This window comes from Cryobacterium lactosi (assembly GCF_004403945.1).
GTDB lineage: Bacteria > Actinomycetota > Actinomycetes > Actinomycetales > Microbacteriaceae > Cryobacterium > Cryobacterium lactosi.
Genome location: NZ_SOHM01000042.1, coordinates 16,783 through 42,279, shown reverse-complemented (window position 1 = coordinate 42,279; position 25,497 = coordinate 16,783). Strand labels below are relative to the sequence as shown.

Annotated in this window: 17 protein-coding genes and 1 pseudogene; 6 read left to right on the top strand and 12 right to left on the bottom strand. The window is 64.1% G+C overall.

What is annotated here, in order from left to right; translation table 11 throughout:
* Positions 1-47: 47 nt before the first annotated feature.
* A complete protein-coding gene (gene mobF, locus E3T61_RS19830) occupies positions 48-3,860 on the bottom strand; it encodes a MobF family relaxase (RefSeq protein ID WP_134642607.1) in 3,813 nt (1,270 codons plus the stop codon).
* Between the two features lie 310 nt (positions 3,861-4,170).
* On the opposite strand from mobF, the gene E3T61_RS19825 reads away from it, so the two are divergent.
* Together E3T61_RS19825 and E3T61_RS19820 are read left to right on the top strand one after the other, a co-directional pair.
* Positions 4,171-4,500: a hypothetical protein gene (locus E3T61_RS19825; RefSeq protein WP_134642565.1), complete on the top strand. Its 330-nt coding sequence runs from the start codon at positions 4,171-4,173 to the stop codon at positions 4,498-4,500.
* Between the two features lie 236 nt (positions 4,501-4,736).
* Positions 4,737-6,167, top strand: a complete 1,431-nt coding sequence (locus tag E3T61_RS19820) for a hypothetical protein (protein WP_134642564.1) — start codon at positions 4,737-4,739, stop codon at positions 6,165-6,167.
* Positions 6,168-6,241: 74 nt separating this feature from the next.
* On the opposite strand, the gene E3T61_RS19815 is transcribed toward E3T61_RS19820, so the two are convergent.
* The 6 genes from E3T61_RS19815 to E3T61_RS19795 form a co-directional block, all read right to left on the bottom strand.
* Positions 6,242-7,333 (bottom strand): helix-turn-helix domain-containing protein, encoded by a 1,092-nt coding sequence (locus E3T61_RS19815; protein ID WP_166793325.1) that lies wholly within the window; start codon positions 7,331-7,333, stop codon positions 6,242-6,244.
* Positions 7,317-8,039: a hypothetical protein gene (locus E3T61_RS21990; RefSeq protein ID WP_166793324.1), complete on the bottom strand. Its 723-nt coding sequence runs from the start codon at positions 8,037-8,039 to the stop codon at positions 7,317-7,319. Before E3T61_RS21990 ends, E3T61_RS19815 begins: the two co-directional genes overlap by 17 nt.
* 186 nt (positions 8,040-8,225) lie before the next feature.
* Positions 8,226-9,239 carry a zinc-dependent alcohol dehydrogenase gene (locus tag E3T61_RS19810; RefSeq protein ID WP_134642562.1) on the bottom strand — a complete coding sequence of 338 codons (1,014 nt, stop codon included), beginning with the start codon at positions 9,237-9,239 and terminating at the stop codon, positions 8,226-8,228.
* Positions 9,236-10,096, bottom strand: coding sequence for a fumarylacetoacetate hydrolase family protein (locus E3T61_RS19805; RefSeq protein WP_134642561.1), 861 nt, complete (start codon positions 10,094-10,096; stop codon positions 9,236-9,238). The genes E3T61_RS19810 and E3T61_RS19805 overlap by 4 nt, the downstream gene beginning before the upstream one ends.
* Before the next feature lie 27 nt (positions 10,097-10,123).
* Positions 10,124-11,026, bottom strand: a complete 903-nt coding sequence (locus tag E3T61_RS19800; RefSeq protein WP_134642560.1) for an SMP-30/gluconolactonase/LRE family protein — start codon at positions 11,024-11,026, stop codon at positions 10,124-10,126.
* Positions 11,023-11,826, bottom strand: a complete 804-nt coding sequence (locus E3T61_RS19795; RefSeq protein WP_174777054.1) for an IclR family transcriptional regulator — start codon at positions 11,824-11,826, stop codon at positions 11,023-11,025. Before E3T61_RS19795 ends, E3T61_RS19800 begins: the two co-directional genes overlap by 4 nt.
* Positions 11,827-11,874: 48 nt before the next feature.
* Between E3T61_RS19795 and E3T61_RS19790 the strand changes: the two genes are divergently transcribed.
* From E3T61_RS19790 to E3T61_RS19775, 4 genes are all read left to right on the top strand, one after another.
* Positions 11,875-13,590 (top strand): IlvD/Edd family dehydratase, encoded by a 1,716-nt coding sequence (locus E3T61_RS19790; protein ID WP_241992707.1) that lies wholly within the window; start codon positions 11,875-11,877, stop codon positions 13,588-13,590.
* A 13-nt stretch (positions 13,591-13,603) separates the two neighbouring features.
* Positions 13,604-16,444, top strand: coding sequence for an FAD-binding and (Fe-S)-binding domain-containing protein (locus E3T61_RS19785; RefSeq protein WP_134642605.1), 2,841 nt, complete (start codon positions 13,604-13,606; stop codon positions 16,442-16,444).
* A complete protein-coding gene (locus tag E3T61_RS19780; RefSeq protein WP_134642558.1) occupies positions 16,441-17,118 on the top strand; it encodes an SDR family NAD(P)-dependent oxidoreductase in 678 nt (225 codons plus the stop codon). Before E3T61_RS19785 ends, E3T61_RS19780 begins: the two co-directional genes overlap by 4 nt.
* A gap of 87 nt (positions 17,119-17,205) precedes the next feature.
* Positions 17,206-17,973 (top strand): HpcH/HpaI aldolase family protein, encoded by a 768-nt coding sequence (locus E3T61_RS19775; RefSeq protein WP_134642557.1) that lies wholly within the window; start codon positions 17,206-17,208, stop codon positions 17,971-17,973.
* A gap of 50 nt (positions 17,974-18,023) precedes the next feature.
* On the opposite strand, the gene E3T61_RS19770 is transcribed toward E3T61_RS19775, so the two are convergent.
* The 5 genes and pseudogenes from E3T61_RS19770 to E3T61_RS19750 all read right to left on the bottom strand — a co-directional run bounded on the left by E3T61_RS19770 (position 18,024) and on the right by E3T61_RS19750 (position 25,479).
* A complete protein-coding gene (locus E3T61_RS19770) occupies positions 18,024-18,593 on the bottom strand; it encodes a Gfo/Idh/MocA family protein (RefSeq protein WP_420898506.1) in 570 nt (189 codons plus the stop codon).
* Positions 18,517-18,858: pseudogene (locus tag E3T61_RS22725) on the bottom strand (Gfo/Idh/MocA family protein); the annotation flags it as partial. The pseudogene E3T61_RS22725 and the gene E3T61_RS19770, both read right to left, overlap by 77 nt.
* 134 nt (positions 18,859-18,992) lie before the next feature.
* Positions 18,993-21,410 carry a glycoside hydrolase family 2 protein gene (locus E3T61_RS19760; protein WP_134642555.1) on the bottom strand — a complete coding sequence of 806 codons (2,418 nt, stop codon included), beginning with the start codon at positions 21,408-21,410 and terminating at the stop codon, positions 18,993-18,995.
* Complete coding sequence (locus tag E3T61_RS19755) at positions 21,407-23,182, bottom strand: family 43 glycosylhydrolase (RefSeq protein ID WP_134642554.1); 1,776 nt, start codon at positions 23,180-23,182, stop codon at positions 21,407-21,409. The genes E3T61_RS19760 and E3T61_RS19755 overlap by 4 nt, the downstream gene beginning before the upstream one ends.
* Positions 23,179-25,479 (bottom strand): glycoside hydrolase family 3 N-terminal domain-containing protein, encoded by a 2,301-nt coding sequence (locus E3T61_RS19750; RefSeq protein WP_134642553.1) that lies wholly within the window; start codon positions 25,477-25,479, stop codon positions 23,179-23,181. The genes E3T61_RS19755 and E3T61_RS19750 overlap by 4 nt, the downstream gene beginning before the upstream one ends.
* Positions 25,480-25,497: the final 18 nt, after the last annotated feature.

Here is a 25,497-nt window from a genome sequence, read left to right as displayed (position 1 = left end):
CACCAGATTCCGGGCGTGCGGGTGGGACAACGGTGGTCAGTCGCCGGTTAAAGCTCTCGGCCGTTGTCCCGGGTGCGCTGGTCCTCGCGTTGCTCTGCGGCCTGGTCGCTACGATCCGCTTGGCGTGCCGTGACCGTGAGGCCCGCTGCACGCTGTGCCTCGCGCTGCCTGTCGGCTGTGGTCCGGTTCGCCGCTCGCATCGCTTCGAGCGCGGTTGGGGGCTTCTGCCGTCCAGTGCCTGTTGCGTCCGGCTGGGCGCTCGGGGTCTGCGCCGGGTGTTGCGCTGCCACGCGGGCAGCGAGCTCCGCGCCCACGGCACGCTCGCGGTAGGCCGCGGGGATGGCGTCGGTTTGGCCAGGGTCGACTCTGTAGCGGTCGCGGAACACGGCGACCTCGGCAGCAAGCCGCACCCATTCTTCGCGCGGCGCCCCTTCGGCCGGGACGTCGCCGAGCTGCTGCGCCCAGGCGGGCTGCTCGGTCACGATTGAGGTGCCGCGTTCTTCAAGCCGCACGGACAAGTACTCGTAGCGTTCGGCGAGGTGCTCCCGCCAGGCGGGGTCAGTGCCGGGGGAGTCGAGCGCACGCCGGTCCGCGATCCACGCCGGGACGGCCGGCCGGTCGGGTTCTACGGCTTGGTCGAGGGCGGGGGCCGTCTCGAGGCGTCGTTCCATCCGGTAGGACAGGACGGCGCCGACGTCTTCGGCCGTTCCACGTTCTCGTTCGTTCCACGATTCCCGCAGCACGGTGGCTGCGTCCAGGCCCTGCGTTTCGGCGCGGGTCAGGGCGGCGTTGACAGCGCCCCAGCTTTCGGAGTCGGTGAGGCTGGTGGCCTCTGCGCCCGGGAGGGTGCGGTGCACGAGTTGGTCGAATCGGACCGTGTTGGCGCGCTCGGCGACGTCGCCGTACTGGTCGATAAGGGTGACCAGGTCATCGACCCGGGCTTGTTCGGCGCGGATGGTTTCGGTCGCGGAGAGCAATCCGGCGCTGTGGCGGGCGATGCTCTCCAGAACGTCGCTGACAGGCTGGGCATCCTCAGTCTCGACGTACAGGTGATTCGCTTCCTTGCCACGGGTCAGGCCGACGTACACGAGTTCTCGCGACGTCGACGCGTCGGCCAGGACGTGTGCGGTGTCGGCGGTCAGGCCCTGCGCGCGGTGGATGGTGGATGCGTAGCCCAGCTCAACGTTTCGCTGCACGTACTCGGCCGGCAGGGTGATGCGGCCGCCATGCCCGGCGTGGATGACGGTCAGCGCGCCGTCGCCGTGCACCTTCCGCACAGTCCAGACGTCGCCGTTCTTGACCCGGTCCGTGCCGCGGCCGGTGCGGAGGGTGGCGTCGTTGAGGCGGGTGACGATCCGGTCGCCCTGGTACGCGGCCAGGCCGTCGCGCAGCTGCGCCGACGTCCGCCCGGAAACCTGGCCGGCACCCATCCGGTACGCCTGCGCCCGCGTGTTGAGGTCGGTGACGGTGACGTTCTGCGGGGCCAGCATGACCGTGTTCTTGCCGGCTTCGTCGTCGTGCTGCCAGGCCGCGAACACGTTGTCGGTCATCCGGTCGATGCTGCCGCCGGTGACGCGGTCGTTGTCGACGTACCAACGGAACGGGTCACCGACCGTGGCCGGGTCGCGCAGTTGCCGGGATGCTTCGGCTTCAGCCTGAGAGGCGAACCGGTGGATCTGCTCGAGTTGGACTGAGCCGACTTCACGTTCCAGCAGGCGCAGCGCTCCACCGGATTCGACGGCGGCGAGCTGACGGTCGTCACCAATCAGGCGCACGTGGGCGCCGTGGCGTTCCGCGATGCTGGTGACTTTCGCCAGGTTGACGGTGCCTGCCATGCCCGCCTCGTCGACCACGACGATGTCGCCCGGCCGCAGCTTCAACTCGTTTGGGTGGCGGCTGTCAGGTGTGGCGTCGCCGTGGGTGTCGTAGGCGCCGACGAACGAGTGGATCGTCGCCGCTGGCACGCCCACAGCGTCACGGAACACGGTGGCTGCGGTCGCGGATGGGGCCAACCCGATCAGCCGGCCACCGGCGTGCTCGGTAGCGCGGGCAGCCAACGCCAGCGCGGTTGTCTTACCCGCACCTGCGGGACCAGTCCCAACGACGAGCAGTGTGCCCGACGTCGTGAACTCCCGGGCAAGGGCCCGCTGGCCGGCGTCAAGTGGGCCGCTGTGCGCCGCGGCGGTCCGGTCGAACTCGGCCATGGTCACCGGGGCGATTGACCGGGTGCGGGCAGCCGCAAGCAGGGTGTCTTCGGCGGCCAGTAGCCCGGTGGAGGTGAAAAGCATGCGGCCCTTGTGCTCGTAAATGCTCACCCCGTCCCGACGGGTCAGCGGCTGGAACGCACCATGCGGAGCTGGCGGGGTGACCGCGATCGAGTCCGTCTCCAACGCTCGCCGTGTGATCTGCTCCACGGTGCCGGCGGGCACGGGGCCGCGGCTGGTTTCGTTCTGGACCCAGCGTCGGGCTTCGGCTTCGATCATGTGCGGACCCCAGACCGCGTGGTGCTCCGACACCGTCGCGACGACCTCGCGGGCAGCACGGTCGAGGTCGACCAGGCACGGCCCGGTCCTCGCCTCGTCCGTGGCACGTGCTGCGGCACGGGCGTCCGTAAGGAGGTTTCGGATGGTGGATGCGCCGACGCGTTCAGTGCCCTTCGCTGCCCACTCAGTGCGGAGTGCAGCGAGGGACCGTGCGTGTAGCTTTTGCGGGCGGGTGTCGAGGGTGGCCTGCTGGGCGAGCTTGATGCGTGCGGTCGCGTCGGGGGAGCGGCCGTGGCTGGCCCGGTAGTCCTTCTCGAGCTGGCCCACAGCCTTCTTGATGTCCGCAGACCGGGTCGAGAACTGCGACGTTAGGCGCTCGTCGATACCCGCGATCTCGACCACGGGACGCTTGCCCGGGGTGACTTCGCGCAGCTCCGTGGTCAGGCCCAGGGTGCTGGTGACCTCGTCCATGACACGTTGGTTGTAGAACTCAGATGCGGCGACTCCCTGACGATGGAGAAGTTTGGAATCAAGCGTCCGCCACTTGCCATCGACGCTCTTGACTTTGTTCGCGACGACCAGGTGATCGTGCAGCTGCGGGTCGCCGTTGCGGGAGTCGTAGTGGCGGAACAGGGTTGCGATAAGACCGCCCTCGACGTCGATCTGTGCGACGCCGTTTGTGCCGGCGCGGGTGGCGACAGCCTCCCGCTCGAGGTACTTCACCGTGTCAGCGATAGCGACAGCCTGCGCGTCCTCGATCGCGTTCCGGGTGGGCTCGTCGCCCAGACCCCAGAGCACAGACACGCTCTTCGCAGGGGAGAAGACCAGGTCGAATCCGGCGACGGCTTGCTGCGTCGGCCGGGTCGCCGCAGTGATGAAACGGCCGAGCTCTTCCTTGTCAGCGGCTGGACGTCCCTTGGCCTCGCGGAAAGCCAGGGCGCCCTCGCGGGCCCGGATCACGCGCCGCTCGGCGACGTTAGGTTCACGTCGTTCCGCTTTCTCGAACGCAGCGTAACCGGCGTCGATCTTGTCCTTCAGGTCTGTGCCGCCGGTGCTATAGCCGTAGTACGACCGCCCCAGCTTGGCCTCCGCGATAGCCCCGGTCGCTGTCTTCCCCTGCGCCTGAGCGGCGGCGATGATCCGTTCCGCGTCCGGGTGCAACCCTTCACCGTAGAGCGCCTTCATCTGCTCCTCGGTGACCGTCCCGGACACACCCAACGGGGCCAGGCCGCCACCGACCCAGACACCGGGAGGGTTGCCATCCTCGGTGTAGTAATCACCCAGCTCACGGTCATTCTCACGCTTGACGTCACCGGTCACGGTCTCGCTCGTGTAGTACACATACCCGTCTCCCGCGGAGAGGATATGCATGGTCATCACACGCTCACTTTACCTCGTTGATTGCTAATGCCAGAGGTGTGACCAGTTCCTGTCCGAAGAATAAGGATGCTTGAGGTCTAGGACTGAAAGGCTGAAGCGGGCGTGGTGGAGGAAACAAGGTGGGGGAGTGGGCCGCAAGCCGGTTGGAAGGACCATGATCAGAACCTCGGAATGAGGTGGCATTCGCGTTCCCGGACGAGACGGCCGCGCACCTCCGTCGCCGGGTCTTGTCCGATCCACCGGGCCGGTTTCCACTCGGTGGCGGGCTCGCGCATAATAGACTCCTTGACCCGCGAAAGGGGCACACATGACCGAGGCACGCAATTCCGCCAAACAGAGCACCGCACGGGCTCGCGCTCGTGAAAAAGCAGCGGAGTTCCGCGCGAAGCAGGACAAGCTCGAACAGCTGGCAACCGACTATTTCGTTGCAGCTGATTCACTCGAAGGTATCGAAACTGCAACACACAAGGAGGTTGCTGCTGTACACGATCGTGCTGCTAAGCAGAGCCTTGTTGTGCGGCAGCGCGCCGCAACAGCAATCGCGTCAATGCTTGAACTCGGAACATCGCGTAGCGAGGTCGCAGACCGATTGGGCGTGGCTTTGCGCGAGGTAAAGAAAACGCAGGAATCTTCTTAGAGGCTGTGAGCCTCACGATCCTCATCGCCGCTCAGCGGGGATGCGGGCCGTGCTACGGCGCCCTCCACCGCGTCCATGTCGAAATTCATCGGGCCGATCACGACGGTTGCCGACCTTCAAGATGGCGCAGAGGCCAGCCACGCGCCCAAGAACGAAGGACTCGACACGTTCGTGCGTACAAGGACAACGGTTCTGCCACAATCAGGGCATGAGCCAACCCGACGCAAAGCCTCGCTATGCGCTTTTCTGAAGCCTTCGGCATCACACGAGGGGAAGAGGACGACTGGTTCGATCCGCATCTTACGATCGACACAAGGCTGTTCATCGACCCACTGCTCCTCCTTGAGGCCGGCGACGACTGGGCCCAAGCGCACGACGAGCTGATCGCACATTTCGTTCACTGCTACGAACTCGTCGCACGGGCGATCGGTCCAGACTCAGTTTCGGCAGTCACGGCAAGGCGTCTCCTAACCTTTCCCGAACCAGGCGAGATTGGTCTGGGTTTCACGGCGGAGGGCACCAACGGATCTGGAGGCGGCGCTCAGTTCGCCAGGAGAATGGCGGATGGCATCGCTGTTGCGATCGCGGCGGGCCTGACCGAGCCTGAGCACATTGAAGAGATCGGAATCCTCAACGAAGGCATCGGCGCCGACCGCATCTCCGATGCCACAGCGAATGTGCTGAAGGCGCGCTTCATTATGTACACCCAGCAAACTGCCCAGCGACACGGTGTGCAACTTGACCCACACGAGGTCCGTAACGCGCGCGTCGTCCCCAACGTGGGTCGATGGGTGAAGGAGACAGTTCAATTGCCAACCAACCCGGTGACTGGAAAGCCAATCATTCTGGTTCCGCGGCGGATACTGAACGAATTGCCAACTCTCAACGCCGATGATTGGTTCGACTCGAATCTCAACAGCGATATTCGAGGCCAGCTCAACCTCACGGTAGGAGCCAAAGTACGGAAATCCGCCATCGTGGACTGGGCTCGTCGTCACCCTGAGCGAGTCCGAGCTTGGGCGCGAGATCAGACCTCGCGCGAGGACTTATTCGGCTATGACTTCGCAGCCGATCCGAGGGGAGTTGTTCAGTGGGACGGGGAACCCGTCGACTGGGCGAAGGATCATCCGCTGGAGATCGCGCCCGTCACCTCTCAGGATCAGCTGCGAGAACTCATCTTCCGAATCGTCGAGCAGTATCGGCATTTCATTGAGGACCAGCGCGGCTGGAGCTTGCTCCACAACGAAGATCACACCGTTAAGAACGAGCTCGCGGCTCAGCTCGTGTTCCTCGGGATGGCCCAGCACTACCTGCGTCTCTTCAACGTCGAAATAGACCGCGAGGTTGAACTCGGGCGCGGCCCGGTCGACTTCAAAGCATCTTCGGGCACTTCTATCCGGGCGCTCATCGAAGTAAAGAAGGAAGACAACGGAAAGTTTTGGAACGGTCTGGAAGCCCAACTTCCGAGTTACTTAATCTCCGACGACTGTGACGAAGGTTGGTACGTCGTCCTTCGATTCCGTTCCAACCGTCCGTCCGACAAGCGCCTTCGCGAATTACCAACGGTTGTTCAGGCCGCCGCAACTCGCGTCGACAAAATGCTTCACTACGCTGTGGTTGACGCTCGACGGAAAGAGTCGGCTTCCAACATAGAACCCGACGCGTAGCCATGCTCGGCTCCTATTGGTTCGAGACGTCTCACCGCCACCTCGGCGATGCTCAGAGACGCCGCGGTGTTCTGCTAAAGGGCGACAACCGGTCGAGCACGACTTCCTGCAACGATGAGCGCAGCATCCTCGAGCGCAATATGCGCGTCGTTTGCAATCGAATCCAGAGAGATCCCGTTGGATTCGGCCAGGGCGACCGCCTGGGCTAGAAGGCTTGGGTCGTCGGGGCTCTGCAGCGGGAATGGCTCGTTGCGGCGCCCGTACTGCGAATTCAGGGCGACCACCGCACGTCTGTAGGCGACGTCGGTGATGACTTCCAGGGTGCGCGCGCGGTACAGGAGAGCAGCGATGGAAACACCCCACTCCTGCTTGAGTTTCACGTAGGTGCCGAGGTCATACCGCCTGGGCAGCACAGCACGCATGTGTTCTTCCGGCATGAGGAATTCGGCTGCAAATCCGTGGGCCTGGTTCTCCTGAGTCCCTCCAGGATCCGCCTCCGGATGACACACGAGGTGTCCTAGTTCGTGTGCCAGGTCAAATCGACTTCGCGCGATATCACCTTTGTTTTCCCCTAGGACGACAACTGGATGGTCGCTTTGGTATTGGCTGAACGCGTCGATACCTCCGTCAGCGAGAGTAAGGCGCGAGATGACAATGCCGTGCGTTTCCATATGGCGTGCAAGATGACCGACAGGCCCGTCAGGAAGGCACCATTCGGTGCGCACGAGCGCGGCAGCAGCACGGAATTCCTCCCGGCTGGCACCGGGTACGAGGGTGTGCACTGGTACGGATGCGCTGGGCAAGCGAACGTAGCGCTCGAGAACCTGGGTTAGGTCCAAGACCATTTCAGACCAAGTCCACGCGTTGGCTCGAGTCTGCTTCGACGTCGACCGCAGGCTTCGGAAGTGCGTGCCCTCGAGCCCTGCCATTGAGACGGAGCGAGTCCCGAATGTCAGAAATGCTGCCGGCACACCTGTTGCCATCGCAAGCTTTGCGAGTCCTGCAGGAGTTGGTGTGGCCCGTCCAGTTTCGTACTGCGAGATCGCCCCGCTCGAGAGGTCGACAGCTTCAGCCAATTCCCGAATGTTTAAGCCCGCACGGTAGCGTGCCAGCCGCAACCGATCTCCAGAAAAATTGGCGGCCGCTTGGCTACTTCTGCTCTGCATGACGCGACTCGTTCGATTCCTTCGGTTCCCGAGCGATGGCCTCAAGGCCGAGCTCAGGCATCGGCTGTTCGATGTACGTTGTCGCCGCGCCCTCAATAACGATGGCCTCTGACGGTTCGAAAACACCATTCTTGTCGATCCGCCGCACCGCCGACCACGTCACGGTCTCGTTGTTCTCCACAACGAGCCGGCCGACGTTCACGGCAATGAGGCCGTTGGTGGAGTTACCGCTCCATACTGTGTGAATAATCTGTCGCCCTGGCAAGGCCACGTGGTCGAGACCGTCAAGGGTTGATTGGACCAGCGAATTGGAACGACCAGCATCGATACGCGAGTCGGTCGTTCGATCGAACGAGAACGACGCCTCGACATCTGCAGTTTTCGCTGTGGCGAAATGCAGCTCCAGCGCATCACGCGTCGCCCGCAGGCCGGCACCCTTGTTTCGGACGCGGAAACCGTGGGCTTCAAGCTCGTCTTTAACGAGCTCGCATGACCGCTGGTACCGGTCCACGCCGAAAGTGAAGCCGTTGGACCCCGGGTCGTTGTGGTGCGCGAGTGCGATGTTGTGACCCAGCCGGCCCATCTCGACGAAGACAGCTAGGAGCGAGTCTTCAACTACGACACCAGAGATGATTTCCATGTGCCAACCATAGCGGATAAATAGCAAATTGCGTTGTTTTGTATAGCGTTTGGTCGCGTTTCTCACGCTCGTATTTAGCCGATAATAATGATTATGTCAACAGGTAGCCGACATCTTCGCATCAGGCGCGAATACGCCGGTTCGGTCGACGTCCCTTATGCGGCGCGGATCCTCTCGTCTGCACGATGACGCTGGAGTGCTCGCGGAGTGGTGGGGTTGCTCATAACTGGAGTGATCATGTCGTCCTCCGGCTCAGATCCGAGGGTCTACGTGCATTTTCGGCCCGTCCCCGGCCTCGTCGAAGCGCTGCCCCGCCAGGATCGCCCCGACTCCGTCCAGTCCGACGGTGGCCGCCACCAACGGGCGCGGGTCAACGGCGCCGGATGCGTAGGCCTCAATCGTCCCGGCAAGGCCGGGCGACGCGCTCAGGATGCCTACGCACGTGACGTCTTTGAGTGCCATGGTCCTGGTGTCGATGACGCTGGGACTACCGGCCAGCCCTACGTAGACCACACGCTTGGCCGGTTCGACAAGCTCCAGTGCCTTCGCCGGCAGCGCCGGCGCGTTGGAGGCATCGATGACCGCGTCCCATGGCAGATCGGGCAGCTTCGATTCGCTCCACACTCCATCAAACCCGAGGGCTCGGGCGAAGTTCAGAGAACGCTCCGAACGGCCCATCAGGTGGACCTCCGCGCCGCGAGACTTCGCGAACATGGCGGCGAGGAGTCCGATTGTTCCGGCGCCGAGGATCAGCGCCCGGTCGCCCGCGGCAAGGTTCGCACCCCACACCGAGCGCAGGGCGTTTCCGCCCGGCTCGACCAATGCCCCAAGAACGTCATCGACGGTGTCCGGCAGGGCATGAAGTGCGCTGACCGGCATCGCGAGTTGCTCGGCGAGGGCCCCAGCGAACCCGTTGCGAACCCCGACCTCGTATCTGAACTCGCACACGTGCTGATTGCCGGCGAGGCACCGGCGGCACACGCCGCACCCGAGCATGGTGTCGCCCGTCACGCGTCGGCCGATCCACGACGGGTCGACATCGTCCCCTACAGTCGCAACGGTTCCCATCCATTCGTGTCCCAGCCGGATGGGAAACCGTGCGTGGCCCTCGTGGAGGTACTGCATCTCGCCGGTGAAGAACTCGACGTCGGTGCCGCAGACGCCCACCCGTTGCACGTCAATCACCACGCTACCGGGAGTTGCCGTTGGCGGGGCGAGGTCCTGCACCTCGAATTCGCGAGGAGCGGTGAGAACGAAGGCCCTCATCGAGGCGCGATCACGGTCTGGCGCTGGGCGCCCAGCCCGTCGATCCCTAGTTCCATGACGTCCCCGGCCTGGAGCCAGATAGGCGGCGTGAACCCCATTCCCACGCCCGGAGGAGTTCCGGTGTTGATGAGATCGCCGGGCTCGAGGACGAGGAACTGCGACAGGTAGTGCACGATGAAGAACGGGTCGAAGATCATCGTCGACGTGGAGCCGGTCTGCCGGCGCACCCCGCTCACGTCCAGCCACATGCCGAGGTCGTGCACGTTGTCGATTTCGTCGGATGTCACAAGCCATGGTCCGGCCGGGTTGAAGGTCTCACTCGACTTGCCTTTCGACCATTGTCCGTTGCGTTCGAGTTGGAAGGCACGTTCGCTCACGTCGTTGACGACGGTGAAGCCGGCGATGTAGTCGGCGGCGTCTTCGACCGAGTCGAGGTAGCTGGCTCGTTTGCCGATCACGATGCCGAGTTCGACCTCCCAGTCGGGCTTGGTGGCTCCCCGCGGGATCCGGACGTCATCATTCGGTCCGATCAGCGTGTTGGGGCTCTTCGTGAACAGGATGGGTTCGGCGGGCACTGCCTGGCCGGTTTCGGCGGCGTGGTCGCTGTAGTTGAGCCCGATGCAGAGGATCTGGTGCGGGCGCGCGATGGGGGCGCCGATCCGTTCGCCGGCGAACTTCCTGACGTCCCCGCTTGCACGTCGCGCGTCGACCACTGGGGCGATAAGTGCCAGGCCACCGGATGCGAAGAATGCCTCGTTGAAGTCGGTGACCACGTCGGAGAGGTCGACGTAGCTGTCGTCGTCGATGCGGGCTACTGGTTTCTCGGATCCTGCGGGTCCGATGCGCATGAGGTACATAGATGTCTCCTTGTTGAGGTAGGGGGGTCAGTGAACGGCGGCGCGGGTGCCCGCGAACACCCAACGTGTGCTCGGCATCCCGGTGGCTCCGACGTCGGCCAGGAACAGTCGGCCGGCATCGGGATAGGTCAAGAGGTCCGGGCCGTCCAGGTCACGGGATGCGGTCGTGATGAGGAGGGTGTCGAGTTCATCGCCGACGAATGCCACGCTGGAGACGTGAGGTGCGTTGACGAACACGGTGTCGGTGTGGCGGCCCGAAGGGTCGAAGGAGCGCACTTCTCCCTCTCCCCAGATGGCGACCCAGAGGTTGCCCTGTGCGTCGGTGCAGATCCCGTCGGGATATCCAGCCTCGATGTGCAGGTGCTGACGTCGCGGCCCGATCTCGCCGGATTCCACGTTGTAGTCGCGCACCCAGATGATGCCGGGGGCAGTGTCGGTGCTGTACATGAGTGCGCCATCCGGGGACCAGGCGATGCCGTTTGACAGGGTCAGGTCGGAGTCGACCACGGTGAGGCTGCCGTCTGTCTCCAGCCGATGCAGAGTCTCCTCGCCTTCCCGGCCGTCCAGGGCAAGGGTGCCAATAAGGACCCGCCCCGCCGGGTCACAGGCTCCGTCATTGGCGCGGCTGGCGACCCCCGGTGCCACGATGACGGGCCCGTTCAGGCGTTTGCCGTCCGGCGTGACGACAAGAAGCCGGTTTTCCGTGGCGACCAGGATGTCTCCGTCCTCGCTGGGAACCGCGGCTCCCACACGACCATCGAAATCCAGCTGACGAATCGGTTCGACGACCCCTTCAACCAAAGTCCCTTCGAAAACAGTGCCGCGCTCGACGTCGACCCAGATGAGGGTCGAGGTTTCGGATACCCAGACGGGACCCTCGCCGAGCACGTGTCGCTGGCCCGCCTGGGGGTGTGCGTGGTACTCGGTCATTGGAGCTCCTCATCGGACTTGCCCTCGACGATGGACCTGATGACCGACAAGTCGTCGATGAGTGTTTGGAGCGGTGTGCGGTAGGCCAGTGCGCTGACGCTCACCGCGCCGCTGGGCGCGCTGGGTGACGTCAGGTAGATCGGCACGGCGAGGCAATTCACGCCAGGCTCGTTCTCCTGGTCATCGACGCTGTACCCGCGGGCCCGGACGAGTTCCAACTGCTCATGCAGTTCCCGGGAGGTTCCGGCGCTGCGGGCAGTGCGACGTTCCAGCTGTCTATCGCCGACCCACGCCTCCACCGTGTCGATGGTGGGGAGCTTGAGCGCAAGAAGCATCTTCCCCACCCCGGTCACGTGTGCCGGATTGCGGCCGCCAATGGTCGACGTCAGTCGCATGGCACCGACAGCGGGGTCCACTTTGGCCCGATAGACGACGTCGTGTCCGTCTAGGACGGCATAGTGCGCCGTCTCGCCGTACCGTTCGGCCAGCCGGTCGAGGATCGGCTGCACACGGAGGTGGTCGGGTCGTTGCTCATGGTTGGCGAACGCCATTCGGAGGAACTCGTCCCCGAGAAGGTAGCGACCCCGGCCGTCCTTCGCTGCGAGGCCGGCCTTGCACAGCGAGGCGAGTGCCCGGTGCACTGTGGGTTTGGGACTGTCGACCGTGCGGGCCATCTCGTCCAGGGAGACACCCTCCGGATATTTCGCGAGTTCGGTCAACACGGCCAGAACACGAACGGACCCGACGAGGCGCTCGTCGGTCTGCTGTTCGGTGTGGATGTCGGGAGCAGTAGCTTTCATGGTGTTCCACATGTTATACATAGATTTCAACAAACGGAAGAAGTCCTCGTGGTGGAGCAACGCAGCTCAGAGTGGTACGCGGGTACCGATCGCAATTCCTACATCCACCGGGCCTGGATGCGCCGAGGCCTGCCGGAGAACGCCTTCGACGGTCGCCCGCACATCGCAATCGCCAACTCCGCCTCGGACCTCACCCCGTGCAACTCCCACCTAAACGAGGTCATGGAAAGCGTGAAGGCCGGCATCTACGAAGCCGGTGGCATTCCCCTAAATCTCCCTGTGGTGTCTCTCGGCGAGACGCAGGTACGGCCGACCGCCATGCTGTGGCGCAACATGATGGCCATGGCGACGGAAGAGATGCTTCGCGCCAACCCCATCGACGGCGTCGTGTTGCTAGGCGGCTGCGACAAGACGATCCCGGCCCTGCTCATGGCCGCGGCATCCGTCGACCTTCCCGCTATCGTTGTGCCGGGTGGGCCGATGAAGACCGGCACCTTCCAGGGCGTCCCTCTCGGCTGCGGCACCGACGTGTGGCGCCTAAGCGAAGAGGTCCGGGGCGGCACGCTCAGCCAGGAGCAGTTCCTCAAGAGCGAATCATCGATGATCTCCAGCAAGGGGCACTGCAACACAATGGGCACCGCGTCGACGATGGCGCTCGTGGCCGAAGCCCTCGGCACGATCATCCCCGGACTCGCGGGCACACCCGCCGCCGACAGCCGCCTGCTCGAGAGCTCCCACGAGACCGGCCGCCTGATCGTCCAGCTCATCGCCGAGGCCCGGAGCCCGAGCACGTTCCTCACCAAGGGCTCCTTCCACAACGCGATCGTCGCCCTGGCCGCGATCGGTGGCTCCACCAACGCCGTCGTACACCTCCTGGCCATCGCCGGCCGACTCGGCATCGATCTGAGCCTTGACGACTTCGACCACATCGGGTCGGGCGTGCCGTTGCTGGTGAACCTGCAGCCCGCCGGCCGCTTCCTCATGGACGACTTCCAACGCGCCGGTGGCCTCCTCTCCGTGCTCCGGGAGGTGAAGGATCTCCTCGACCCGACGGCCCTCACCGTCACCGGCAAGCCGCTCGTGGATTACCTCGACTCCGCACAGATCTGGGACCACGAGGTCATCACCGTGCGCGCGACCCCGCTAATTCCCGACGCCGGGATCTCGGTCTTGCGCGGAAACCTGGCACCGGGCGGCGCCATCATCAAGCCCGCCGCCGCCTCCCCCCACCTGCTCACCCACCGCGGCAAGGCCGTCGTGTTCGACACGATCGAGGACATGCACGCCCGCATCGACGACCCCGACCTCGACGTCGACGAGAACTCCGTGCTCGTACTTCGCGGTTGCGGCCCCAAGGGATACCCGGGAATGCCTGAGGTCGCCAACATGCCGCTGCCCAAAAAACTCCTCGAGCGCGGCGTCCGCGACATGGTGCGCATCAGTGATGGCCGGATGAGCGGCACCGCCTACGGTACCGTCGTCCTCCACGTCACGCCCGAGGCCGCCGCCGGTGGAGCTTTGGCGATCGTGGAAAACGGCGACTACATCATCCTCGACGTGCCGAAACGGCGCCTGACCCTCGATGTGTCACATGAGGAGCTGAACCTCCGCTCCCCCAACAAGGCGACCACCGACGGGTTCGCCAACCCGAAGCGCGGCTGGGAAAGGCTCTACGTCGACCACGTCATGGGCGCCGACACCGGCGCCGACCTCGACTTCCTGCAGGGTTCGTCAGGTCACAAGGTCTCCCGTGAGTCGCACTAGCCTCACGCTCGGCATGCCGCCGCGCCTGCCCGCCGTTGATCCCGCACTCCTGGCCGCGCTCGAGGACGTCGTGCCGGACGGTCTGCACTCTCGGCCATCCGACCGTCTCGGCCAGGCGCATGATGCGTCCCATTACCTTCTGACCCCCCAGGCGGTCGTCACGCCGACCGGAGTCGACCACATCGCCGGGCTGCTGCGGGCCAGCGCCGCACAGGGCGTCCCGCTCACCTTCCGCTCCGGCGGCACCAGCCTCAGCGGCCAGGCCTCCACGGCCGGAGTGCTGGTCGACACCCGTCGCAACTTCCGGGAGATCGAGGTACTCGACAGCGGACTGCGCGTGCGCGTGCAACCTGGCGCGACCGTGCGGGCCGTGAATGCCCGGCTATCCGCTTACAAACGCAAGCTCGGACCCGACCCGGCCAGTGAGGGCGCCTGCACGATCGGCGGCGTCGTCGCCAACAACTCCTCCGGGATGTCCTGCGGCACCGAGTTCAACACCTATCGCACGCTCGAGTCCGCGGTTCTCGTGCTGCCCCGCGGCGCGGTCATCGACACCGCCGACACGGATGCAGACTCCCGCCTCCGAGCCCTTGAACCCGAGCTACACGCGGGCCTGCTCCGCCTCCGCGACCGGGTGCGCGCACACCCCGCGTCAATGGCCACCATCGCAACCCTGTACGCGATCAAGAACACGATGGGCTACGGGCTCAACTCTTTTGTCGACCACGACAGCGCCATTCAGATTCTGCTCCATCTCGTGGTCGGCAGCGAGGGCACCCTGGCGTTCGTGGCCTCCGCTACCTTCCGCACCCTGCCGACCCTGTCGCACCTGGCCACTGGGTTCCTCATCTTCAACGACCTTGATCATGCCACCGGCGCTCTCCCCGACTTGGTCGCCTCCGGATTCGCGACCATCGAACTGCTCGACGCGACATCCCTCCGCGTCGCCCAGCGCGACCCGCAGGCCGTCGGCGCCCTGCGCGCGTTGAACGTCGAGTCTCACGCGGCCCTCCTGGTCGAACACCAGACCGACTCCCGAGATCTGCTGCTCGACCGGATGGAGTCCAGCCGTCCGCTCCTAGAGAGCCTGCCCCTGGCCTCCGGTGCGCAGCTCAGCCCCGACCCGAAGACTCGCGCGGCGCTGTGGCACATCCGGAAGGGTTTGTACGCCACCGTCGCCGGGAACCGTCCGTCCGGCACGACCGCCCTGCTCGAGGACATCGCCGTGCCGGTGCCCGCACTGCTCGACACCTGCAAGCAACTCGTCGAACTTTTCGACAAGCATCATTATGAGGACAGCGTCATCTTCGGCCACGCGAAGGACGGCAACATCCACTTCCTCTTGAACGAACGCTTCAGTGATGCCGCGTCGCTCAAGCGCTACGTGGCATTCACCGACGAGATGGTCGACCTCGTCCTGGGCAATGACGGCACCCTCAAGGCCGAGCACGGAACCGGCCGCATCATGGCGCCGTTCGTCCGCCGGCAGTACGGCGACGAACTGTACGGCGTGATGCAGGAGGTCAAGCGCCTCGCCGACCCTGCCGGTTTACTCAACCCCGGTGTCTTACTCAACGAGGACCCCAGCTCCCACATCTCGAACCTCAAGGTCACCCCAACGGTCGAGAAAGAGGTCGACCGTTGTGTCGAATGCGGATATTGCGAACCTGTCTGCCCGAGCAAGGACCTTACCCTGACACCGCGCCTGCGCATCGTGCTGCGCCGGGAGATGGCCGACGCCGCGGCGGCCGGGAACACAGAACTACTGAAGAGCCTTGAGGCGGACTACCAGTACGACGGAATCGACACCTGCGCCGTTGACGGCATGTGCGCCACGGCCTGCCCGGTGCTGATTGACACGGGCGACCTCGTTCGCCGCCTGCGCAATGAGAAGCAGAACGGCCTCGCGCAAGCCGTCTGGAAGGCAGCCGCCCAACACTGGGATGCGGGTACCAACATCGGCGGCTTCGTGATGGACACCGTCAAGAAACTCCCCGCACCCCTGGTCACCGGGGCTGCATCGGTAGCCCGCGCGGTCATCGGCAAGGACACCGTGCCGCTGTGGGAGAAGGACCTGCCGGGCGGCGGTTTCCCCCGCCGGTCGATCGCACAGGAGAATCCTGAGGCCGTCTACTTCGCCGCCTGCATCGGCACCATGTTCGGCCCCGCCGAAGGCGCACCCGGAGTCACCGGCGCGTTCCTCGACCTGTGCGAGCGAGCCGGCGTACCGTTGCGCACACCCAACGGAATCGCGACCATGTGCTGCGGGACACCCTGGAAGTCCAAGGGCCTCACCGACGGGTACGACCAGATGCGGGAACGCGTTCTCCCCGCCCTCTGGGAGGCGTCCGACCACGGGAGGCTCCCGGTGGTGGTCGACGCGGCATCGTGCACCGAGGGGGTGGAAAAGCTCCTCCACTCCAGCGATCGCCGATTTCCCGGCCTGCGAATCATCGACGCTGTCGAGTTCGTGGACGACCGGGTGCTGGGGCTACTCACCGTGACCGCCCCAATCGGCTCTCTCGCCCTGCATCCAACGTGCTCATCCACCCACCTCGGCACCAACGAAGCGCTCTCCCGCATCGCGGGCGCTATCGCTGCCGAGGTCGTCATCCCGGACGGATGGGGATGTTGTGCGTTCGCCGGTGACCGCGGCATGTTGCACCCCGAGTTGACGGCGTCAGCAACTGCCCGGGAAGCGGCATCTGTGACGTCCCGGTCGTTCGACGCGTATGCGTCGACGAACCGTACCTGTGAACTGGGGCTGACCCGGGCCACCGGACATGAATACGAACACCTGCTCGAAACCCTCGAGCGGGCCACCCGACCCACCCAAACGAAGGCACTGCAATGACGAAGACAGCCGTTATCACCGGAAGCATGAGCGGCCTGGGAGCGGCAGCCGCCACCCGGCTCGCCGAAGACGGGGTCAAGGTCATCCGCTTCGACCTGGCCCCTGGATCGGACGTGGTCGTCGACGTCTCAGACTCGGCCGCCGTGGATGCCGCAGCCGCCGACGTCGGGCCGATCGACATCCTCATCAACTGCGCGGGCATCGTCGGCCCGAACAAGCCGCTATGGGAAGTTGCCGACGCCGAGTGGGACAAGGTCTTTGCCGTCAATGTGCGCGGCACCTTCAACATGGCCCGGGCGTTCATTCCCGGCATGCGGGACAAGGGGTGGGGCCGCATCGTCAACTTCGCGAGCATGGCCGGCAAGGACGGCAACCCGAACCTCTCCGCCTACTCCGCCTCGAAGGCCGCGGTGATCGCGATGACCAAGTCCCTCGGCAAGGAGCTCGCCACCAGCGGCATCCTGGTGAACGTCATCGCACCCGCCGTCATTGAAACCCCGATGAACGACACCACCGCCCCCGAGGTTCTCGCGCACATCACCAGCCTCATCCCGATGAAGCGCGTCGGTCGAGCCGAGGAAGTTGCCGAGCTGGTCGCCTGGCTCGCCTCCGACAAGGTCAGCTTCTCCACCGGAGCTGTCTACGACATCAGCGGAGGCCGCGCCACATACTGACTGGGACTCGTGCGCCCTGCGGCCCGGCATGGGCGTCCACTGTGTTCCTTCAACCATGCACGACAACGATAGAAAGCGATCATCAACGTGAAGACAATTTGGGAACAAGGCGGAACCGGCATCGGACTTTGGTGCATCCTCCGCGACCCGATCGTGCTCGAGATGGCGGGAAAAGCCGGGTTCGACTACATCACCGTAGACATGCAGCACGGCTTTACCAACTGGGCGACCGTGGAGGGTGTGGTTCGGATGTTGCGCGGCACCCCCGTGACTACACTCGTGCGTGTCTCAGCAAACCGCGAGGAGTTCATCACCCGTGCGCTCGACCTCGGCGCCGACGGTGTCATCGTGCCCCTGGTTGAGACGGCGGAACAGGCGAAGCGCGCCGCGGACGCATGCCGTTATCCTGCGAAGGCGGACGGTTTGCTCGGCGGAAACCGTAGCTTCGGCCCGCTCTACGCTGACCTCGACGGCGCGCAGGATTCCGATGAAACCAACGCGAAGGTGCTCTGCGTTGTGCAGATCGAGACAGCGACCGCGCTCGACAACCTTGACGACATCGTCAATACTCCCGGCATCGACGCGATATATGTTGGACCGTTCGACCTCGCGCTGAGCGTGGGACTCGGCGGCCGGACCTACCGCGACTCGGACGTGATGCGCGACCACATCCAGCGCGTGATAGACGTCGGCAACGCCGCCGGCATCGTTGTCGGGATGCACTGCGACGGCCCGGAAATGGCCGCCTACTGGCATGACCACGGCGCGCGGATGCTGACCACCGGCCACGACACCACCACCGTCTTCTCCGCCTACAAGAATCTCGAGAAAGAAGCGCGCTCCCTCATCCGATAGCCCGTTCGCGGGTGAACACTCCTTCACATAGAGAGCGAGCCGGTTTCGCGCTAGCTCGGTTCGCGGACTCGCAAGCCTGCAGCGGAGTAGATGCGGTCGATGGTTCGCATTGTGGCTGTGACCGCTGCAGGGTTCGTGACGTTCGGACCGCCGTGTTCTACCGCTCCGCGGAACGCTTCGAATTGGTAGTCGTAGCTGGGGCGTTTGTCCGCCCGTTCCCGGAACCAGATGCCGGACCCATCCACGGCGAGCCGACCGCCCTGCTTTGGATGGTACGGCCAGGGGATCCTCGTCCGGGCATGATCGGTGCGCAGCTCCACCTTCGCCGCAAAAGCGTGACGAGACCACATCGAGCTCACGATGGTGGCCTGTGTGTCGCCGTACCGCAGGCGCGCTGTCATCTGGCGATCGATGTCTCCGCGAGTCAGCGCCTGAGCGGCTACGACCGTGGGGTCGGTGCCCAGAATGTCGTGCAGCATCCGGATCGGATAGCATCCCAGATCCATGAGTCCGCCACCGACGAGGATGAGATTCCATCTGATGTCATGTCCGGGCGGGATCGGCACGCAGAAAGCGGCCCGTGCTGACCGGACAGGCCCGAGCCTCCCGGTGGCGATAATGTCGGCGATACGGGACGTGAACGGGTGATGGGTGGTGTGGTGGGCCTCCGTGACAACTAGTCCGCTGGCCTCGGCGCTGGCGCATCCTCTCGGCCTCCGCAGCGTTTGCCGCGAATGGCTTTTCGACGGTCACATGCTTCCCCGCCTCAAGCGCTGCCTGCGTCCACCGTCCGTGGAGCGCTGCCGGGAGTGGGATGCAGACCGCATCGATCGACTCGTCCTCAAGCAGTTTCTCGTAGGTGCCGTGCCCCCGTTTTATGCCATGTCGTTTGGCGGCAGCTGCCGCTCATGCGGGGTCTCGTGCCGCGATCGCGGCGACCGTGACACCGTGGATTCGTGCCGCCGGATCGATGAGAGCGCCGTTGGTGATGCGCGCGGCACCGAGAACGCCCACGCGAATCATGTGCCGACCAGCACCGCGAGCTGCAGTTCGGCTGACCCGTGCCGCGTGCTCGTCGCCTTGACGGAAACGGGACCGGCAGTGCCATCGCTTCTGATGATCGCCAGAGCGCGCCCGTAGTGAGTGGAATGCTGGGCGGCTGAAAAGGATTCTGTCGTTGCCGGGGCGCCACTGCCTAGCGCGGCGAGTGTGGCGTTGCCACTGACCTCAAGGGTGATGACGTCGTCCTGGAGCATTTCGACCACGCCATTCTCGTCGGCTATCTCGATGCGCACGAACACCAATTCTTGCTTGTCGGCAGGAAGGTGAGACGTTTCGGCAACCAGCGTCAGGGTCGGCGCATCGCAGGAGCGGAGGCTGCTCCGGGCAGTCTCCACGCGGCCGCGGTATCCAACGGCTACGACTTCTCCGGGCTCGTATTCCGTCCGGTACCTGGTGACGAATCCAACTCTTGCTCCGGCTCGTTTTCGTCCCAGCGTTCGGCCGTTGACGAAGACTTCCACCTCCTCGTCGGTGGAGTACACCTCCAGCTCTGCTGCTTTCCCTTCCGCACCAGCCCACGACCAGCTGGCAACCGCGTCGGTGCTTCGCCAAGCCGTCCGCCGAATCTTCTCGCCTGCCCGGTCCAGCGGCCGCACCGTGACCGCGGGTTCATCAAGCAGTCCCCAGACGGCACGGTTGAGGAGCGACTGTGCGCCCGGAACGCCAGTGATGTCGATGGCCCCCGGTCCCGCAGTAACGTGGGGGAACGGTTTCGACAGGGTCGCGGTTAGCGAGTCCTCCCCGTACGCCCAGGTGCCAATTCCAGCTTCGCCGAGATAGTCCCAGGCGGTCCAGCTGAAGTCGCCGATTACGTTGGGCAGTTTCTCGACGATCGGCCAGAGACGGACGATATCGCCGGGCAGTGACTCCGAACCGAGGACGACGCGATCGGGGTGGCGTTTTGCGTCGCTCTTGTAACGTCCCCACGCGTAGTTGTATGAGGCGACGTCGAGTGTGGCGAGGACATCGCGGGTGGTTTTGTCGGCGCCTGGTGCGCGTGCAACGAGCTGCATGATGCTGCCCAGCTTGTCGGCCATAATGTTTGCCGCGGTGCTGGTGACAGCAGTGGGCCGCTTCTTGTTCGGCGTCGCCGGAGCGGGGGCCGCTGACTGGGCGCCAGCTTTCCTGCCGGCCATCAGGTTCAGCAAGAAGTTCACCGCCGCGGTGACTGGCCGGTCTGGGTCGAGGGCTTTGACGAACGCTCGCATTTCCCGGGCTGTCTCGACTCCCGCCGGAGTGCTCGTCTCAGTGTTCTCATTTCCGATGGAGTAGATGATCACCGACGGGTGGTTACGGTCCTTCGCCACCATCGAGCGGGCATCATCGGGCCAGATCTCTTCGAACCGTGGCGCCAGATCGAATGCGACCTTCCGGTTTGACCAGACGTCCGTCAACTCATCCAATACATACAGCCCCAGCTCGTCGCATGCGTCGAGCAGGTCGCGGGACATCGGTGTGTGTGCACTTCGGATGGCGTTGAAGCCGTTTTCTTTCAAAATGCGAGCGCGCCGGTATTCCGCCGCTCGGAATGTCGCCGCACCGAGCGGTCCGCTGTCGTGGTGAACACAACCGCCACGCAAAAGGGTGCGGACGCCGTTGATGAGAAGTCCTCGGCGAGGGTCCACGTCCACAGTGCGCAGGCCAGTCCGCATTTCTTGCTCGTCGACGATGACGCCAGCGACCAAGAGTGCGACGTAGACCGTGTACAGGTGCGGGGATCGGTCAGACCAGGGTTTCGGATTGGGGACTTCCAGCGTGAGGGTTGTCTGGGGGCCTGTCACGAGACGCCGAGACTCGGCAACGGAGACGCCGTCATCAACGAGGCGAACTAGCAGCTCTGCACCGTGCGCGGCTCGATCCAGATCGACGACGGCCTCGAGGATTGCCGGGTCGCCCAGAGAGACGGTCCGGAGCGTGAGTCCCCCGTGGTCGAGGTGTACCGGGGAGAAGTCCTCGAGCCACACTCTCCGGTAAATTCCAGATCCCGAATACCACCGGCTGTTGGGTTGGTCGGCGTTGTCGACCTGCACTTCGATGAGGTTCTCGGCCCCGGCGACCACCCCGGGGAGCGGCACGACGAATTCGCGGTAGCCACTGATGTTGTTACCGACTTCTTCGCCGTTCAGCAGAATCGTGGCGTCCCCGTACACGCCCTCGAAGAACAGTCGGAACAACCTGTCGTCGGCGTGTGCCGGCGCGAACCATCTCTTTGCGTAGACGTAGGACCCGCCGGCGAAGTATCCACCGTGAGCACCTGATGGGGCGTCAGCGGTTCTCGTTTCGCTGATCATTGCGTCGTGGGGCAGCGTCACGGGCGCCGGCGCTTCACCCTGGGCGCCGAACGTCCACCCATCCGTGAATAGCGTGGCTGTCACCTGCTCACGCGACTCTCTGTGGTCTGCGCTGAAATGGCGACGACGGCACCCGCGGTGATGCCGTTCTCATTGAAGGCGTCGACCGCGACCCAGTATTTTTCGCCCGCGTTGAGGGAACTGAGGTTGAGGGCTGACTGGCCGTAGACAAGCCAGCTGTGGTACAGCTTGCCTGGCTGCCTTCCGTAGCGGACGTTGTAACCGTCAGCGTTGTCGTCCTCTCGCCATGAGACGGACGCCGTCAGAGGGTCGAGCCGGACGGCATTGGCCTCGACCGGTGCCGGTCGTGAACCCACTCCCCTCCCGAAAACGCGAATGCCGCTGAGGGCCAGCGGGGCGTCGAACGGCATCGCGTGTCCGATGACGCGCACGTAGCGGGCGGGGGTCCCGTTTTCGATTGTGATCATCTTGTGCGGAGTGTCCTGCCCAGTGCCGCGACCGTCCCAGTGCACGGACCAACTCTCGCCGTCCTCGGAGGATTCGAGCACGTATTCCGTCGGATGAGTTGCCGGGTCGACCAGTCGCTTGTGTCCGGCCATGTGTCGCAGTGAAGCCTTCGGCGGCGCCGGCGTGATCTTGGTCAGGTCATGGTCGGCGAGGTTAACCTGCACGGCGTGCACCTGAACGGTTGCGCCCAGGTCGACGGTCAGGCTCTCTCCAGGAGCGCTGATCCCGGCCACCCACCAATCGCGAACATTCTCATTGACCGCGAGGCCGGGTCCATGGCCCGGCTGTGACGAGGTTGCGGCCACGGGTTTGCGGTAGGACAGCAGCATCCATCCGGCGAAGATGTCGTCCCAGGGGTCGAATGGGCCGTCTGGAACACGCGACGGATAGTCTGCGAAATTCTGATTGCAGAACAGCGTGCCGTCTTCGTCGAATCCAGCCGGAAAGAGACCGACACGGCGCTCATAGGTCTGGTTGACCGAGATGCGCATCGTCGAGGCGTGCCACCAGTTCCCGTGCTCGTCCTGGAACGTGCTGCCATGACCGGCGCCCGTGATGAAGCCGCCGGGTTTCGAGGAGAACGGGCTGTCCATCGAGTATTCGTACGGGCCGAGAGGGCTCTTGCTCGTATAATAGCCGTCAGCGTAGGTGTTCAGCTCCGTTGCAGGTGCCGAGTATTGAAGATAATAGGTGTTTCCTTGTTTGGTCACCCATGCGCCCTCGATGAAAGGTCGACCGCCGAAGATCAGTTTGGACATCAGACTGTTCTTCTTGGGATCGTGGTTCTCGCCGTTGCGTTCCCAACCCCGCGATTCCCGGTCGCTCGAAATCAGGGCTTTCGGTGTCCCGACCTGCTCGAAGGTTGTGGGGTCGAGCTCAACTCCTTGAAGGGGAACCCGGGCGTCGCATCCCCAATAGAGGTAGAGGCGGCCGTCGTCGTCCTGGAAGAGATTCGGATCCCAGAAGGCGAAAGTCCCCGGTGTGATTTCGACGAAGTCGTCGGCGAGCGGATCGCGGCTGCGGTAGAACGGCGACGGCTTACCGCGGCGGGAGGCCGAGATGATCAGCGCCCCGTCGACCTCACGCACGTCTGGTGCGTAGTCATACGCCGGGAACTTGTCACTGCGTTGGAGGGTCCACGAGACGAGGTCATCCGAGTGGAAGAAGCCAGGCGTCATGGAGGCAAACATGAAATAGGAACCGCGGAAGAGCACGACCGACGGATCGGCCGCCTCGCGGGAAAGCGATCGCTTCCCTGTCAAGCTCCGGACATCCGAATAGGCGTACGCCAGGTCAAGCGGGTTGCAAATCACTCGGGACTGGGTCATGCGGTCCCTCGGTCCGAACCGGTGTCTGAGTCGGTCACTTCGAATTGAGTTGTGAGATCAGCTGACGAACTACCCCCGACCCAAACGTCGATAGTGGTGGCGTCCTGCACGTAGCCGTCCGTCACAGCACTCCAATAACGCAGGTCCTGCGGAGCGAGGGTGAAACGCACAGTTCGAGTCTGGCCGGCAGCAATGGTGATGCGCTCGAAAGCCTTCAGTTCTCGAACGGGCCGTGATGACGTGCCGTACCGCTGGTGGATATACAGCTGCACGACGTCGTCAGCGTCAACTGCAGAAGTGTTCGTCACGTCCGCGAACACCGTGACCGATTCGCCGACAGGTACCGCCGTACGATCCATCCGGAGGTTCGTGTATTCGAAGGTTGCATACGAGAGGCCGTACCCGAAGGGATATAGAGGAGTGCTCGGCTCTTCCCAGTAACGGGCACCCTGGTCACCTGGCGCGAATGTGCGGTAGTGCGAATACACGATCGGGACCTGGCCCACGTGGCGCGGCCAGGTGAACGGCAGCCGTCCCGCCGGCGATGTGTCACCGAGCAGGACGGAGGCGACCGCGTCCCCACCCCTCGTCCCGGGATACCAGGTCTGCACTATGGCGGGTACGTTCGCGTCAGCCCATCGGAGGTCCAGCGGCCTTCCGGACATAACCACGAGCACGACCGGGGTGCCGGTTTCGACGATCTGCCGCAGCTGTTCTTGCTGGTCCCCGGGTAGGTCGAGAGTCGATGTTGATGCGTTCTCACCAATCTGGTTCTGGCGCTGGCCGACGACGACGATGGCGAGATCTGATCGGGCCGCGAGCTGCACGGCCTGCTGAACTTCTGCAGCGTCATCGTAGTTCTCTGGTGTCGCGACGACGGAGGCGTCCATCTGGTCGAACATCGAGGGGAAGACCCGGGGCGGGATCCCGGCACCGGGGGCATAATCCACCGTCACCCGGTCGCCGATCCGGGAGCGCAAGCCTTCAAGGATCGTGACCGTTTCATCGGTGTCATGGTCGAAAACCCAAGGCCCAAGGGTATCTCGCTTGCTGTCGCCGAGTTGACCGATTACGGCCACTGACGACAGGGAGGCGGTCGTCAGTGGCAGGGCTCCTCCGTCGTTTTTCAGCAGCACGATAGATTTCTCTGCCGCCTCGCGCGCGAGTTCGCGACTCTCTGTCGATATCAGGACCTCGGTTGCCGCGTCCTCGTCGACGTATGGCTGCTCAAAGAGACCGAGCTTGAACTTCACGGTGAGCACTCGACGCACGGCCTCATCGATGACCTTTTCTTCTAACAGGCCATCCAACACGGCCTGGGCCAGTCGAGAGAACGCCGGATTGAACATGCACATCTCCATGTCGACTCCCGCTTTGAGTGCGCGTACGCCAGCGTCCGTCAGGTCCTTAGCGAAGTGCTGAGTTTCCAGTGAACGGACGGCGTTGTTGTCAGAGACCACGAAACCGTCGAAGCCGAGTTCGTTGCGCAGCACGTCGGTGAGTAGACGCCGGTTGCCCGATGCCGGCACACCGTTGTAGTCCATATACGCGCTCATGACATTCACTGCCCCGGCCTCGATCGCCGCGCGGAAAGGCGGAAGATACACGTTCCACAATTCAGAGTCGGAAATTTCCGCGTCGTCGTAGTCCCGACCCCCGCGAGCAGCCCCGTATCCTGCAAAATGTTTCGGCCCAGCCAGGATATTGCTCGGCCCAAAGTTCCCTTGGAACCCCCGGACTTGCGCGGCCGCCACTGCAGCGCCAAGCACGGGGTCCTCACCCGATCCCTCGATGATCCGCCCCCAGCGGGGGTCGCGGGCGATGTCAACCATTGGAGCGAACGACCAGTGGATGCCAACCGACCGTGCCTCGCGAGCAGCTGTTGCCTGAGCCGCCTCTATGGTGTCAATGGACCAGGTGGCCGCCAACGCGAGCGGCACCGGAAAAATGGTTCTGAGGCCATGTATTACGTCGAAACCGAACAACAGGGGAACGCCAAGGCGGCTCTCCTCGACGGCGAGACGCTGCATCCGATTCGCCGTCGAGGGCTCCTTTACAAAGAGAACGGATCCGGTCAGCCCCGCTCGAACCGCATCGGACACCACCTTCGGCTGCTCGGCGTAGGCACGTTGCTCTGCTGGTAGAGCATCGATATCCAACCCTTCGGGCACTTCGATGCCCAAGTGAAAGTACTGTGTCAGCTGTCCGGCCTTCTCCTCGAGGGTCATCCTCGAAAGCAGGTCGGCGACTCGAAGTTCCACAGGAAGCGTCGGGCGGCGAAATGGTAGATCGGTCATGAGGTCCTCATGGTCGTG

Excerpts from the sequence above, each read along its gene's own strand:
- E3T61_RS19780 (WP_134642558.1), top strand. The coding sequence starts at position 16,441 with ATGACGAAGACAGCCGTTATCACCGGAAGCATGAGCGGCCTGGGAGCG.
- E3T61_RS19805 (WP_134642561.1), bottom strand. The coding sequence starts at position 10,096 with ATGTACCTCATGCGCATCGGACCCGCAGGATCCGAGAAACCAGTAGCC.
- E3T61_RS19800 (WP_134642560.1), bottom strand. The coding sequence starts at position 11,026 with ATGACCGAGTACCACGCACACCCCCAGGCGGGCCAGCGACACGTGCTC.
- E3T61_RS19825 (WP_134642565.1), top strand. The coding sequence starts at position 4,171 with ATGACCGAGGCACGCAATTCCGCCAAACAGAGCACCGCACGGGCTCGC.
- E3T61_RS19795 (WP_174777054.1), bottom strand. The coding sequence starts at position 11,826 with ATGAAAGCTACTGCTCCCGACATCCACACCGAACAGCAGACCGACGAG.
- E3T61_RS19810 (WP_134642562.1), bottom strand. The coding sequence starts at position 9,239 with ATGAGGGCCTTCGTTCTCACCGCTCCTCGCGAATTCGAGGTGCAGGAC.
- E3T61_RS19755 (WP_134642554.1), bottom strand. The coding sequence starts at position 23,182 with ATGACCCAGTCCCGAGTGATTTGCAACCCGCTTGACCTGGCGTACGCC.
- E3T61_RS19815 (WP_166793325.1), bottom strand. The coding sequence starts at position 7,333 with ATGCAGAGCAGAAGTAGCCAAGCGGCCGCCAATTTTTCTGGAGATCGG.
- E3T61_RS19750 (WP_134642553.1), bottom strand. The coding sequence starts at position 25,479 with ATGACCGATCTACCATTTCGCCGCCCGACGCTTCCTGTGGAACTTCGA.
- E3T61_RS19785 (WP_134642605.1), top strand. The coding sequence starts at position 13,604 with ATGCCGCCGCGCCTGCCCGCCGTTGATCCCGCACTCCTGGCCGCGCTC.
- mobF (WP_134642607.1), bottom strand. The coding sequence starts at position 3,860 with ATGACCATGCATATCCTCTCCGCGGGAGACGGGTATGTGTACTACACG.
- E3T61_RS19820 (WP_134642564.1), top strand. The coding sequence starts at position 4,737 with ATGCGCTTTTCTGAAGCCTTCGGCATCACACGAGGGGAAGAGGACGAC.